We start from the raw sequence: 13,379 nt of genomic DNA, 5'->3' as shown, positions 1-13,379 counted from the left end.
AGATGGCTTATACCCAGACGGCTTGGAGCAGCAGCTTCAAGTAGAAAGGAAATTTCACTAATCCAGTCAAAGGACAGACGATGAAAGACGAAACTCTTGCTATCCATTTTGGTTACACCACCGACCCGACCACCAAATCGGTGGCCACTCCGATTTACCAAACGGTCGCTTACGAATTTGATAACGCACAACACGGCGCAGACCTATTCAACTTGGCGGTGCCGGGCAACATTTATACGCGGATCATGAACCCAACCAATGATGTGTTGGAAAAGCGCATGGCCGCACTCGAAGGCGGGATTGGCGCGTTGGTAGTGAGTGCGGGCAGCGCCGCTATCAACTACGCGATTCTGACGTTGGCGCAAGCGGGCGATAACATTGTTTCCACACCGCAACTGTATGGCGGCACCTACACCCTATTTGCGCATATGTTGCCAAGCCAAGGGATTGAAGTGCGCTTCGCCAAGGACGATCGCCCCGAGAGTTTGATTGAGCTTATCGATGACAAGACCAAAGCGGTGTACTGCGAAAGCATTGGCAACCCAGCGGGTAACATTATTGATTTACAACGCCTCGCGGATTTAGCCCACGCCAAAGGTGTGCCAGTGATGGTCGATAACACGGTCGCCAGCCCTGCATTGTGCAAACCCATTCACTTTGGTGCGGACATCGTCGTCCACTCGCTGACCAAATATTGTGGCGGACACGGCACCACGTTGGGCGGCGTGATTGTCGATTCAGGTAAGTTCCCGTGGGCGCAACACAAAGACCGCTTCCCCGTATTTAATCAACCAGAACCGTCTTATCACGGCGTGGTGTACACCGAAGCCTTTGGCGATGCTGCCTTTATTGGCCGCGCGCGTACTGTGCCGCTGCGCAATACTGGCTCTGCCCTCTCACCCATGAACGCCTTCATGATCCTGCAAGGTTTGGAAACGCTGCCACTGCGTATGGAACGCCACACCGAAAACGCGCTGAAAGTCGCGCAGTACCTCAAGCAGCATCCGAAAGTCAGTTGGGTCAGCTATGCCGGATTGGAAGACTCGCCGTATTACGCGCTGGCGCAAAAATACATGGGCGGTAAACCTTCGGCGATTTTGTCCTTTGGTTTGAAAGACGGTTATGAAGCAGGCGTGCGTTTTTACGATGCGCTGCAAATCTTCAAACGCTTGGTCAATATCGGGGATGCAAAATCACTCGCTTGCCACCCTGCATCCACTACTCACCGCCAAATGAGTGAAGAAGAGCAATTCAAAGCGGGCGTGAAACCGGAGATGATCCGCCTTTCTGTCGGCATTGAACACATCGATGATATTCTGGCCGACTTAGAACAAGCATTGAACGCTTAAGCGATGCGTACCTTGCCCCGCCTATATCTAGATCTAGGCGGGATACTGTTCTTGCCCGACAACCCCTCACTTTAGTTTCACCAAATTGCATTTACCCGATGATTCTGCGACAGTGACGCCACTGGTTGCCCGACTCATCGACACTTATGTTACTTCCAAAATTGATTGCCCTACTGCCCGACCTCGCCACTTTTATTGTGGTGGTCAATGAAGGCAGTTTTACCGCTGCGGCCAGCAAACTTGGCGTAACACCTTCTGCGCTCAGTAAACTGATTACTCGCCTTGAGCAAGCCTTGTCGGTCAAGCTGTTTGAACGTACGACGCGCAAACTCATCATCACCCAAGCGGGGCAAAAGGTGTATGACCAAAGCTTATTGATGGTCAATGCGGCGCAGCAAGCGATCGAAATCTCCAGCTCGGAACATGCCGAGCCTGCTGGCGCCCTGACTGTTGCTGCACCAGAGGCATTTTTAAACTCTGTATTGCAGCCGTTTGTGGTGCCATTTCTCGCCCAATATCCGCATATTCAGCTCAAGCTTCGCGCCGCCGATGGTGACATTGATCTCTTCAAACACAATATTGATGTCGCCTTTCGCCTGACAGATAAGCCGGATGAAAACCTCGTGCTGCGCGAACTGTGCAAAACCAATTTGGTGCTGTGTGCCAGCCCTGAATATTTGGCGCAGCGTGGCACGCCGATTCACCCCACCGATCTAGCCGAGCATGATTGTCTCTACCTCGCGGAAACCGATAAAGATCATATCTGGACGTTTGCCAAAGGCCGCGAAACACACACAGTTGCGGTGAGTGGTCGTTACGCCGTGAACCAATCGCAACTGCGTTTAACTGGGGTGAAGAATCACCTCGGCATCGGCATTTTCCATGATTTTGTGGTGCACGATGCGCTGACGGCTGGCAAGGTAGTGCAAGTGCTGCAAGAGTGGAATATTAAGAGTAATTATCACGGCGCGATTGCTATGCAGTACGCGCAGACCAAATACATGCCGGCTCGCTTGCGAGTGTTTATTGATTTTGTGCTCGAACACCTCAGTCCCAAGCTCAATGGTAAGGAGTCCACATGCTAAAACGCATTCATCATGCTGCAATCATTTGTTCGGATTACCCACGCTCGAAAGCGTTTTATACAGAAATTCTCGGGTTGCGCGTATTGGCCGAAAACTACCGCGCCGCGCGAGACTCTTACAAGCTGGATTTAGCCCTGCCCGATGGTTCGCAGATTGAGTTGTTCTCTTTTCCTAACGCACCTGAGCGGCCAAGTTTTCCTGAAGCACAAGGGCTGCGCCATTTGGCGTTTGTGGTGGATGATGTGGCGGAAATAAAGGCTCAGCTCGAGCAACAAGGCGTGAGTGTGGAACCGATCCGCATTGATGAATACACAGGCAAAGCCTACACCTTTTTTGCTGACCCGGATGGGTTGCCACTTGAGTTGTATCAGGCTTAAACGAGGTCGACTCGTACTCATGTGAACTAAAAAGGCCAGATAAAATCTGGCCTCTATTTACTTTCCTAGTTTTGCACTTAACTGAAAGCGATTTTCAGCTTAGCAATACGGCTCACCAGTAACCCATCAAGCAGCAAAGCCAACACTATCGTCGCTCCCGCCAGTGGGAATGCCACGCCAATCACCAGTAACGTGACTAAGCCTGCTTTCCAGATCCCATCTTGTTCAAAACGGGGCGGAACACCTAGCCGAGCCTGACCGGTCGGGCGGCGCAGCCACCACATCATCACACCTGTAACAGAGATCAGAATGAAAGCGAGACAAAACAGCACGTTGGCTATTTTGTTCCACACACTGAGATCGCCTTGGTGTAGCGAAATCCCCGCCGCCATCGCTTTGGCAAATGGCGAATAATCTTGCCAAGTGACCTCGGTGAGTAACGCACCAGAATATTGGTCAAAATGCGCGGTGCGATCATCACGTGGATCGACAATATCACCCGCCATGGTATTGGCAGAAACGGTATACACGCCCGTTTCCCCACGCGGAAAAGCAACGCGGTACTGCGTAAAACCGAGCGCCTTGGCCTGAGCGATCACTTGGTCAATACCAATAGTGGCATTGGTCGCGACTCTCTCATGCTCCCCCCATGATGATGAGATTGCGGTACTGGTGTTTGCTCCAAGTTCCACGGCATCTCTTTTTCCGCACCATGATTCAGTTCTGCGTGAGTGAGCAAAGATTGCGGCTTTTCTCCCCAAGTGTAATACGTCGGGAAAGTATTCCATGCCTGCACCAGTTTTCCGCCCCAAATGCCTGCCCACGAAAGACCGGAAATCAGGAAAAACAGCAGCACTAAGGACAGCATGCCACCTAAATTTGCGTGCAGGTCACGCCAGAAAATTCGCGCACCACTGCCTACTCGGATGTTGAGAAACCCCGCTTTACGCGCGTTATCGAGCGGCAACCATAAGTAGATGCCACTCACCAGTAAAATCATCCCCAAGCTCGCCGCGACTTCAATCAAATAATCGCCCCAATCGCCAATCAATAAGGTGCCGTGAATGCTGTTCGCCCATTCATACCAGCTTTCGCTACGATCAATGGCGCCCAGAACCACAGCGCTATACGGATTAACCGTGATAAATTGGGTTGAGCCATCGCTAAACAGTACAGAAAAACGGTTGGCTAAATCCGGCTGAAGCGCAGGAATAAACTGGGTAACTTGCGCTTCTGGATACGCCTTTTGTACTGCCGCAAGCTGCTGAGAAACAGGCATGACCTGCGTTTGTGGTGTAACGTTTAATACCTCGGCGTAGCGGGCTTGTTCAATTTCATCATCAAACAACATGACTAAGCCCGTCAGCGCCAACATCAACATAAAAGGCACCACAAACAGGCCCGCATAAAAATGCCAACGCCAAGTGAGAAAATAGAGGGTTTTACGACGCGCAGCCGCCGTCGGTTGAGGTGTAGTAACGGTACTCAACGTATTTCTTCCTTTTTTAAACGCAAATTATCCCTTCGGTCGAGAAACCAAATGGGATATGAGCGTGTGACTTTACTAATAGGTTATTGTTATTGGGTAATGAATTCAGTTAGGCCGCAGGCGGAGCACGCGGGACAGCACTTTCAAAACGGACACTTAGAGCCAAAAAAGTGTAACCGTCTACTTGCGCCGTCGTTTGTCGAATTGGAAGTCGTGTGGTTGGAAGTTCGGTGTGATGAAAATTGGAGAAATGGGCAAACGGACACGGCTTACTGTGCTGAGTTTGCGGTTTGCCATCTTCAATTTTGACCAGTTCAAAACCATTGATGGTACAGAGTGTTGCCCAAACGCCCGCCGCATTACCGTGCGCGTTCAGCACAGGCATGATCGAAACTAGCAGCCAGCTAAGCAGGCTGAGTTTCAGCATCAAACGGTGAAAGGTACGTTGCGGGTTCATAACAACACTCTTTATGGATTGCTCACTACTATAACCGTTAGTGATAACCATAACAGTGTGTTACACCCAAGTTTTAACAAAAACTGAGGGTTGCTTACATCTCAAACATTATTTTTCCCTTCCAGTTTTACGCGAAACCACAAAACGGAAGGGAGAGAAGATTAGCCAAATAGACGTTTCCAGATACTTGGATTGCGCTTGCCATGGTATTCAACACGCAAATCATCGACAGTTTTTAGGCTCGCTTTTGCGGCTTCAAGCTCACCAGCTTGCAAATGCGCTTCAACTTGCCCCAGTGTGACGTCAAGTTTGTTGAAACCTTCTTGATAAGTGGCTTCTTTTTCAGCGGGATACGACCTCTGTTTCGCTTGCTTAACTAAGCTTTCCAGCGTGGTCACTGGCGCTTGCATTGCTTCGACGGTTTGGGCTTCCGCGGCTTGTTTAAACGCCAGTTTCATGTCTTGCATGATCGATTTAAGATCATGCCCAGCGGCAAAAACCGGAGTGGCGAGCAATGCCGCCGTTAGAATCAGTGTTCTTTTCATTTTTCTACTCACTTTTGAAGGGACTGGAATTGTACGCCATTCTGCCTGCAAAAGTGAGCTGAGTTTTGTTGCAAAATTAAAGTAGGTCGGCAAACTCTTCAATTGGCTGGCGACCACGTAACTCAAGAAAATCGAGGAACTGACGCGCGGTATGAGTGATAACGCGTTTCGGGTTAATGCCCACTTCATCAATCAGTTGACTGGCTAGGGATAAACCGCCGATATCTAGACAAAAATGGGCATCACTGCCAGTGGTGATGTAGGCATCGAGCGATTTCGCGACACGAGCAATCTCGTAACAACGATCAATACTGCCCACTCGACTATGCCCTTTTAAAGTGCTGTTGTTGATTTCAATCGCCACATTGTGCGCTTTGGCACAGGCAATCACCTGTTCAAAATCGAAATCAAAATGCGGGTTCCCCAGATGACCTAGCGCATCCACTCGACCGCCTTTGATGGTTTCAATCAAGGCTTGGGTATGCACGGCTTTATCGGCGGGATGAAATACTGGTTCGTGGAAACTGCCAATGACCCAATCCAAATTTTGGTCAACGCTTGGGTGCAAATCGATTTCGCCTTGCGGATTGAGGATGTTGGCCTCCACACCACGAATTACGCCCACGCCTTCAAGAAAACGGGGCAAAATGCGTTGGTTGGAGAAAAACCAGTAATGCGGCGCTCCGGGCATAGATTCGGCATGGTCAGTGGTACAAAACAGCGTTAAGCCATTCTGTTTCGCCGCACGCGCATTTTCAATCAGCGTGCTATAAGCATGGCCACTGGCGTAAGTGTGAGTGTGAGTATCTACGGCTAATTTCATTTCAACAGTCCTTCCAAACGCATTGTCGGCCAGTGTAGCAGCCTACCCTTAGGGTTGCTATGTTGAATCGTTCATATCACGGCTTTGAACCACGACTATCGCGCTCTACAGATTCCCGTTCGGTACTCTACCGCAGTAAGAGCGAACACATTAAATAGGCTGATTTTTTTGCAACCTAGCGAGGATAGACAATACTTAATTATGTTATTTGGCTTAGGTAACATTATGAAAAAGCGTCGCTATTCTCTTTCTATTCACATCAGCAGCCTGTTTTTTATTCTGATCTTGTTTATCGGTAGTGTGTTGATTGCCATCAGTTACCACAGCTCTCAACAGCTTTTGGCGGGTAGTGCGAAAACCTTGGCGCATGAGAATAGCCAAAAACTCGAAACCGTGTTCACACAAAATGTGGCACCAATTTTGACCACGCTTGATTTTCTCGCCACCAGCACTTTTATCGAAAACACCACACTACCACTGCATGAGCAGCGCTGGTTAACATCCATCGTTCGCGCCTTTCAACAATCTGCGAATCTTAACGCGCTCTATTTTGCTAATGAAACTGGGCAGTTTTTTATGTTTCGACCTCTGCTCAGCCGTGCGGATCGCGCGACCTTCGCCGCACCGGATGATGCGGTATTGTGGATGAATTACAGCAATACTTCTGGCACAAATGATATCTACTTTCTCAATCAAGACATGAAGTTGGTGGGTCAATACAAAGAAGTCGCCCACTTTTTTGATCCAAGAGTACGCCCTTGGTATTTGAATGCGGAGAATGATGGCGTTGTCCGACTCACCGAACCCTATCTGTTTTTTACCTTACAAACGTATGGCTTAACGCTATCTCGTCGCTCGTTTAATGGTAAACAGGTCGTGGGTGCAGATTTAACCCTCAAAGCTCTCTCAAACGAACTGGGCAAACTCGGGTTTTCCGACCATTCACAATTGATCTTGCTAGATCAACAGCTACGCCCATTGGCTGAACATAATTCTGGGCTCGATTTACGTAACAAGCCAGAGCAAATTAAACAATCATTGCTCAATGACGATACGCCCTTCGCGTCGGTCATGAATCGTATCAGTAGCCAACCTCAATACGACACACCCCATAGCCAAGGTAAAGATTGGGTGACCACGCTCACCCCAGTCAAACTCAATCAACAACTCAATCTTTTTTTAGCGCAAGCCACCCCAAAAGAGGAGTTGCTGGCAGATTTAATCACTTTACGAAATCGACAAATCACCAGCGCCATTGTGTTGCTTCTGCTCTGTTTTCCTGTGGTGATTTGGGTAGCAAAGCGCCTCTTTAGCCCGATGCATAACCTTATTCAACTCACTGATAATATTGCACGTTTTAACTTCAAGAAAACGCGCTACCCACAAACTTTGATTACTGAGGTAGCCAATTTAAGCCAATCCATCCAATTGATGGAACATGCGTTGCACGATTTGCTTGGCTTACTGCGCGAAACCACCAATAACCAAGATTTCTCTCAGTTAGCCAAAACCATTGCTCACCAAAGCTATGTCATCACCAAAGCAGAAACCATTCTTCTGTATGTTCTTGATCAAGAAGGGCATGAATTTTCGGTCGCAGCCAACCATGCGATTATCCCATTGAAGATCGACATTAATCAGTTGCTCAGTAGCAGCCCATGGCTTTTAGCCGAATTGCGTAAGGGTGAAACTATTCATCTCAATCGAAAAGACAATATTCTGCGCGCTTATCTCGACCAGCTTTACAACTCTGACTTGTACTTTTTCCCGTTGCTTAACCGCGAGCGCCAGTTAGTCGGCATTGTCTGTTTAGGTTATGAACGAGCGGTAGAAGAGGCTCAAATTGACAAGCACGCCTTTTTGCGTGAGTTACTCAGTTTTGCCGAAATAGCCAAAGACAACATTGATAAAATTCAGCAGCAAAAAGAGATGCTGAAAGCGTTTGTTGAGTTGATTGCATCAGCCATTGATACCAAATCACCCTATACCGGAGGCCATTGCCAACGCGTTCCAGAATTGACTCGTTTGTTGGCCGAAGCCGCCGCCAAAGATAAACGTTATTTCCCGGAATTTACGATGAATGCCGAACAGTGGGAAGAGTTAACGCTCGCGGCTTGGCTGCACGATTGCGGTAAAGTCACCACACCAGAATTTGTGGTCGACAAAGCCACCAAACTGGAAACGATTTATGACCGTATTCACGAGGTGCGCATGCGTTTTGAACTCCTGAAAATGCAAGCCGAGCGCGACTACTGGCACACTTGCGCTCAAGGGGGAGACCCAACTCAAGCAGAGCAAGAGTTGAAAGCGCAGCATCAACAATTGGATGCAGAATTTGCTTTTGTTGCTCAATGCAATTTAGGCAGTGAAGGGATGAGTGATGCCGATATAGAACGACTTGAGCAGATTGCTCAACGGCAGTGGAAGCGGACATTAGACGATCAAATTGGGGTGTCTTGGATTGAAAAATCTCGCGCGGCCCCCTCTTCCGCCTTGCCGGTATGGGAATCCTTACTGGCCGATAAACTCGTGCATCAATTCGAATGGCCACAAGGCAAAACCCCGCAAGAGATATGGCAAGAAGAGTTTTGTCTCAAACCACCCGCACTCCAATACAACCGAGGAGAGCTACATAACCTGAAAGTCAAACGCGGCACACTCACCGCAGAAGACCGCTTTATGATTAATGATCACATTGTGCAAACCATTTTGATGCTGCAACGCCTCCCCTATCCAAAACATTTACAAGGCGTGCCTGAAATTGCAGGCGGTCATCATGAACGCATGGATGGCCAAGGCTACCCCGAGGCTTGGATGCTTCTCAGCTTTCTATTCCAGCTAGAGTTATGGCGATTGCCGATGTGTTTGAAGCACTGACTTCCAGCGATCGTCCCTATAAAAAAGCCAAAAGCTTGCAAGAGTGCATTACCATCATGACCGAGATGGCCACCAGCGGACACATCGACCCCAAACTCTACCTGCTCTTTCTACAACAGAATCTCCATCTTGTTTACGCCGAGCGTTTTCTCAACCCAGAACAGTACCAAAATGGCGTGATAGAGACTCAAGAGCATATCCGAAAAGTACAAACTTATTTACGAGAGGTTTATTAGCCCTAAAACCCTCTTACAGCGACTAACAACCTTTAATATGTTTTCCTTTTAAAAACGTAGAGTTAAGTTTTTATCGTGTCACAATTCAATCGATTGCGTTATCAATAGTTGATGTATGTCAAAGAGTCGTAGACAATACGCCCCCGAGTTGGGGATGAGTTTCGCTAGCACGCCGTTCTTCCCCACCGATTGATTTTTCCTATTAAACCTATAGGTAAGATCGGTTTTTGATTTGTGTATTGCGCTGCTAGGGTTGGCGCATGCTACCAATACCCAAAGATTTTCCGGTGAACATGGATATTGATTCACTGCAAAATCAAGGGAGTACCTCGTTTCTAAAGGAAAGATGATGGTAATACCTGAAAACAGCAGCATCGTAATTTTCGGTGCTTCGGGAGATTTGACGTACCGTAAGCTTATTCCTGCGTTGTATCACCTCTATGCCAGTCAGCAACTGCCTAAATCGTTTGCGATTTTAGGCGTGAGCCGTACCGAGTACAGTGACGAGTCTTACCGCGAGAAGCTAAAACGTTCGCTGCAAGAGCTGGAAAAAACCGAACCAGCCGCTCTCGAAGCCTTCATGCAGCACGTGCATTATCAAGCGCTGAACACGGCCGAAGTAGCTGATTATCAGCACTTAGCGACTCGCCTTGATACACTGGCTAACGATTATCAGTTTGAACAGCGCAATACGCTGTTTTATCTCGCAACGCCGCCAAGCCTGTATGGCGTGATCCCAGCTTGCCTTGCGGCACATGGCCTCAACGATGAGAGCCAAGGCTGGAAGCGTCTGATCATCGAGAAACCTTTTGGTTACGATCTGCAATCTGCACAAGATCTGGATGTGGAAATCCACCACCACTTCAAAGAGCATCAGATCTACCGTATCGACCACTACCTTGGTAAAGAAACCGTGCAAAACCTGCTGGTGTTCCGCTTTGCCAATGGCATGTTTGAGCCACTGTGGAACCGTAACTTTATTGATTACGTGGAGATCACAGGCGCAGAATTCCTGGGTGTGGAAGAACGCGGCGGTTATTACGATGGTTCTGGTGCGGTGCGCGATATGTTCCAAAACCACCTGCTGCAAGTGCTGGCTATGGTGGGCATGGAGCCGCCTGCGGCGATCAACGCGGATTCCATTCGTAACGAAGTGAACAAGGTACTGCAAAGCCTACAACCGCTTTCTGAATCTGATCTGCGCAACAATCTGGTGCTTGGTCAATACACCGAATCGGAAGTTCGTGGGCAGTTTTTACCCAGCTACCGTAATGAACCGGGCGTGGCCGCTGATTCACGCACCGAAACTTACGTTGCGCTGAAAATGTTCATCAATAACTGGCGTTGGAATGGTGTGCCATTCTATGTGCGCAGCGGTAAACGTTTACCAACGCGTGTCACCGAAGTGGTCATTCACTTCAAACGTACACCGCATCCTGTCTTTGGGCAAAATGCACCAGAGAACAAGCTGATCATCCGTATTCAGCCTGATGAAGGCATTCTGATGAGCTTCGGCTTGAAAGAGCCGGGCGCAGGTTTCAAAGCCAAAGAAGTGTCGATGAATTTCCACTACGCCTCATTGGAGCAGATCAAAATGCTGACCGCTTATGAGCGTTTGCTGCTCGATGCACTCAATGGTGACGCGACACTGTTTGCCCGTACTGATGCGGTAGAAGCTTGTTGGAAGTTTGTGCAGCCGATCCTCGATTTCAAACAAGATCCGCAATCGCTGTATGGCTACGCCTGTGGTACTTGGGGCCCTAAAGAGTCGGATGACTTGCTACGCCGTGACGGCCGTGAGTGGCGCTTCCCTTGTAAAAACCTCACTAACACGGATTACTGCGAATTATGATCAACCATAAAATTTTCCCAACTGCGGATGCCGTGGTGAAAAGCCTTGCTGACGATATGTTGGCGTACAGCCAGCAAGGTCAGCCAGTACATATTTCCTTGTCTGGCGGCAGCACGCCAAAAATGCTGTTTAAGCTGCTGGCAAGCCAGCCTTACGCGAACGACATTCAGTGGCAAAACCTGCATTTCTGGTGGGGTGATGAACGCTGTGTGGCACCGGATGATGCAGAAAGTAATTATGGTGAAGCCAATGCGTTGCTGTTTAGCAAAATCAATATGCCTGCGCAAAACATTCACCGCATTCTGGGTGAAAACGAGCCACAAGCTGAAGCCGAACGTTTTGCTCAAGCGATGGCGCATGTGATCCCAACGGAAAACGGCACGCCAGTATTTGATTGGATCCTACTGGGTGTGGGTGCAGATGGTCATACCGCATCCCTGTTCCCAGGGCAAACCGACTATGCAGACGCGAATCTTTCGGTGGTGGCAAGCCATCCGGAATCCGGACAGCGACGCGTTTCGAAAACCGCGAAAGTGCTGCAAGCCGCAAAACGCATCAGTTATCTCGTTCTTGGCGCAGGTAAAGCCGAGATCGTAGAACAAATTCACACCACTCCAGCCGAGCAACTGCCTTATCCGGCAGCAAAAATTCACTCCACTTCAGGAGTGACCGAGTGGTACTTAGATTCAGACGCCGCAGCAAAGATTGCGTGAAGGAGAGAAATAAATGAAAGGTGATATCGGTGTAATCGGCCTTGCAGTAATGGGCCAGAACCTGATCCTCAACATGAACGACCACGGCTTCAAAGTTGTGGCACACAACCGTACCGCGGCTAAAGTGGACGAGTTTCTAGAAGGCCCAGCAAAAGGCACTAACATTGTTGGCGCTTACACTCTGCAAGAGCTGGTTGATAAACTGGCGACGCCACGCAAAGTGATGCTGATGGTACGTGCGGGTCAAGTGGTTGATGACTTCATCGAGCAACTGGTTCCACTGCTCGACAAAGGCGACATCATCATTGATGGTGGTAACACCAACTTCCCTGATACTAACCGCCGTGTCAAAGCACTGCGTGAAAAAGGCATTCACTTCATCGGTACGGGTGTTTCTGGTGGTGAAGAAGGCGCACGTTTCGGACCTTCCATCATGCCGGGTGGCGCACCTGAAGCGTGGGAAGCGGTGAAACCAATTTTCCAAGGCATTTCTGCCAAAACTGACGCTGGCGAGCCTTGCTGTGACTGGGTTGGTAACGATGGTGCAGGTCACTTCGTGAAAATGGTTCACAACGGTATCGAATACGGCGACATGCAGCTTATCACTGAAGCTTACCAGTTCATGAAAGATGGTCTGGGAATGTCGGCCGATGAAATGCAAGCCGTGTTTGCTGACTGGAACAAAACTGAGCTAGACAGCTACTTGGTTGAGATCACCGCTGACATCCTTGGCTACAAAGATGAAGATGGTGAAGCACTGGTTGAGAAGATCCTCGATACTGCTGGCCAAAAAGGCACAGGTAAATGGACTGGCATCAACGCGCTGGACATGGGTATTCCACTGACTCTGATCACGGAATCTGTGTTCTCTCGCTGCCTGTCTGCGCTGAAAGATCAACGTGTTGAAGCAGAAAAACTGTTTGGTAAAACTGAAACGCAAGTGGAAGGTGACAAACAAGTTTGGGTTGATGCACTGCGTCAAGCGCTGCTGGCTTCAAAAATCATCTCTTACGCACAAGGCTTTATGCTGATGCGTGAAGCATCAAACGAGAATGGTTGGAACCTGAACTACGGTAACGTGGCTCTGATGTGGCGCGGTGGTTGTATCATCCGTTCTGCATTCCTAGGCAACATCCGTGATGCGTTTGAAAAGAACCCAGAACTGGCTTTCTTAGGCTCTGATGCGTACTTCAAAGGTATTCTGGACAACTGTCTGGCAGCATGGCGCAAAGTGGCTGCGAAGTCGCTGGAAGTCGGCATTCCAATGCCATGTACGACTTCAGCACTGACCTTCCTAGATGGTTATACCACCGCTCGCCTGCCTGCGAACCTGCTGCAAGCACAGCGTGATTACTTTGGTGCGCACACTTATGAGCGTATCGATCGTCCGCGTGGTGAGTTCTTCCACACTAACTGGACGGGTACAGGCGGTAATACGGCGTCTACCACTTACGACGTGTAATCACACCTAGTAAGAAAGTCTCATACTGATAAGGATGAAATTAGAGCTAGCTACTTCTTTCGTCTCAGCCTATAATTTCGCCGTTCAGGGAGGATGTCGGTTTTACCGACATCC

General features: G+C 49.0%; 9 protein-coding genes and 2 pseudogenes. 7 read left to right on the top strand and 4 right to left on the bottom strand.

Features of this window, described 5'->3' with window-relative positions:
• Positions 1–80 precede the first annotated feature (80 nt).
• From EPB59_RS17500 to gloA2, 3 genes are all read left to right on the top strand, one after another.
• Positions 81–1,349 (top strand): O-acetylhomoserine aminocarboxypropyltransferase/cysteine synthase family protein, encoded by a 1,269-nt coding sequence (locus EPB59_RS17500; protein WP_032474352.1) that lies wholly within the window; start codon positions 81–83, stop codon positions 1,347–1,349.
• A 146-nt stretch (positions 1,350–1,495) separates the two neighbouring features.
• Positions 1,496–2,434, top strand: coding sequence for a LysR family transcriptional regulator (locus tag EPB59_RS17495; RefSeq protein WP_154174085.1), 939 nt, complete (start codon positions 1,496–1,498; stop codon positions 2,432–2,434).
• Complete coding sequence (gene gloA2, locus EPB59_RS17490) at positions 2,428–2,811, top strand: SMU1112c/YaeR family gloxylase I-like metalloprotein (RefSeq protein WP_088128182.1); 384 nt, start codon at positions 2,428–2,430, stop codon at positions 2,809–2,811. Before EPB59_RS17495 ends, gloA2 begins: the two co-directional genes overlap by 7 nt.
• A 77-nt stretch (positions 2,812–2,888) precedes the next feature.
• Here the strand turns inward: gloA2 and EPB59_RS17485 are convergent.
• From EPB59_RS17485 to EPB59_RS17470, 4 genes and pseudogenes are all read right to left on the bottom strand, one after another.
• Positions 2,889–4,300 (bottom strand): annotated as a pseudogene (locus EPB59_RS17485) (PepSY-associated TM helix domain-containing protein).
• A 109-nt stretch (positions 4,301–4,409) separates the two neighbouring features.
• Positions 4,410–4,757 (bottom strand): hypothetical protein, encoded by a 348-nt coding sequence (locus EPB59_RS17480; protein ID WP_170937897.1) that lies wholly within the window; start codon positions 4,755–4,757, stop codon positions 4,410–4,412.
• Positions 4,758–4,918: 161 nt separating this feature from the next.
• Complete coding sequence (locus EPB59_RS17475) at positions 4,919–5,302, bottom strand: cytochrome b562 (RefSeq protein ID WP_095459100.1); 384 nt, start codon at positions 5,300–5,302, stop codon at positions 4,919–4,921.
• A gap of 76 nt (positions 5,303–5,378) precedes the next feature.
• Positions 5,379–6,125, bottom strand: a complete 747-nt coding sequence (locus EPB59_RS17470) for a phosphatase (protein WP_055050356.1) — start codon at positions 6,123–6,125, stop codon at positions 5,379–5,381.
• 225 nt (positions 6,126–6,350) lie between these two features.
• Here EPB59_RS17470 and EPB59_RS17465 point away from each other — a divergent pair.
• The 4 genes and pseudogenes from EPB59_RS17465 (at position 6,351) to gnd (ending at position 13,265) form a co-directional block, all read left to right on the top strand.
• Positions 6,351–9,238 (top strand): annotated as a pseudogene (locus EPB59_RS17465) (HD domain-containing phosphohydrolase).
• Positions 9,239–9,587: 349 nt separating this feature from the next.
• A complete protein-coding gene (zwf, locus tag EPB59_RS17460) occupies positions 9,588–11,090 on the top strand; it encodes a glucose-6-phosphate dehydrogenase (RefSeq protein WP_002045383.1) in 1,503 nt (500 codons plus the stop codon).
• The gene (pgl, locus tag EPB59_RS17455) at positions 11,087–11,803 is read left to right on the top strand and encodes a 6-phosphogluconolactonase (RefSeq protein ID WP_053037161.1); all 717 of its coding nucleotides are present in this window, start codon (positions 11,087–11,089) and stop codon (positions 11,801–11,803) included. The genes zwf and pgl overlap by 4 nt, the downstream gene beginning before the upstream one ends.
• Before the next feature lie 13 nt (positions 11,804–11,816).
• Positions 11,817–13,265 carry a decarboxylating NADP(+)-dependent phosphogluconate dehydrogenase gene (gene gnd / locus EPB59_RS17450; protein WP_000675468.1) on the top strand — a complete coding sequence of 483 codons (1,449 nt, stop codon included), beginning with the start codon at positions 11,817–11,819 and terminating at the stop codon, positions 13,263–13,265.
• Positions 13,266–13,379: the final 114 nt, after the last annotated feature.

Source organism: Vibrio metoecus, from assembly GCF_009665255.1.
Lineage (GTDB): Bacteria > Pseudomonadota > Gammaproteobacteria > Enterobacterales > Vibrionaceae > Vibrio > Vibrio metoecus_B.
Note: the sequence above shows the minus strand (reverse complement) of the source record. Positions and strands in the feature narration are given on the sequence as shown.

What these genes read in the sequence shown, in the direction of transcription:
- EPB59_RS17475 (WP_095459100.1), bottom strand. Translation starts at nt 5,302, where the DNA reads ATGAAAAGAACACTGATTCTAACGGCGGCATTGCTCGCCACTCCGGTT.
- EPB59_RS17470 (WP_055050356.1), bottom strand. Translation starts at nt 6,125, where the DNA reads ATGAAATTAGCCGTAGATACTCACACTCACACTTACGCCAGTGGCCAT.
- gnd (WP_000675468.1), top strand. Translation starts at nt 11,817, where the DNA reads ATGAAAGGTGATATCGGTGTAATCGGCCTTGCAGTAATGGGCCAGAAC.
- zwf (WP_002045383.1), top strand. Translation starts at nt 9,588, where the DNA reads ATGGTAATACCTGAAAACAGCAGCATCGTAATTTTCGGTGCTTCGGGA.
- EPB59_RS17495 (WP_154174085.1), top strand. Translation starts at nt 1,496, where the DNA reads ATGTTACTTCCAAAATTGATTGCCCTACTGCCCGACCTCGCCACTTTT.
- EPB59_RS17500 (WP_032474352.1), top strand. Translation starts at nt 81, where the DNA reads ATGAAAGACGAAACTCTTGCTATCCATTTTGGTTACACCACCGACCCG.
- EPB59_RS17480 (WP_170937897.1), bottom strand. Translation starts at nt 4,757, where the DNA reads ATGAACCCGCAACGTACCTTTCACCGTTTGATGCTGAAACTCAGCCTG.
- gloA2 (WP_088128182.1), top strand. Translation starts at nt 2,428, where the DNA reads ATGCTAAAACGCATTCATCATGCTGCAATCATTTGTTCGGATTACCCA.
- pgl (WP_053037161.1), top strand. Translation starts at nt 11,087, where the DNA reads ATGATCAACCATAAAATTTTCCCAACTGCGGATGCCGTGGTGAAAAGC.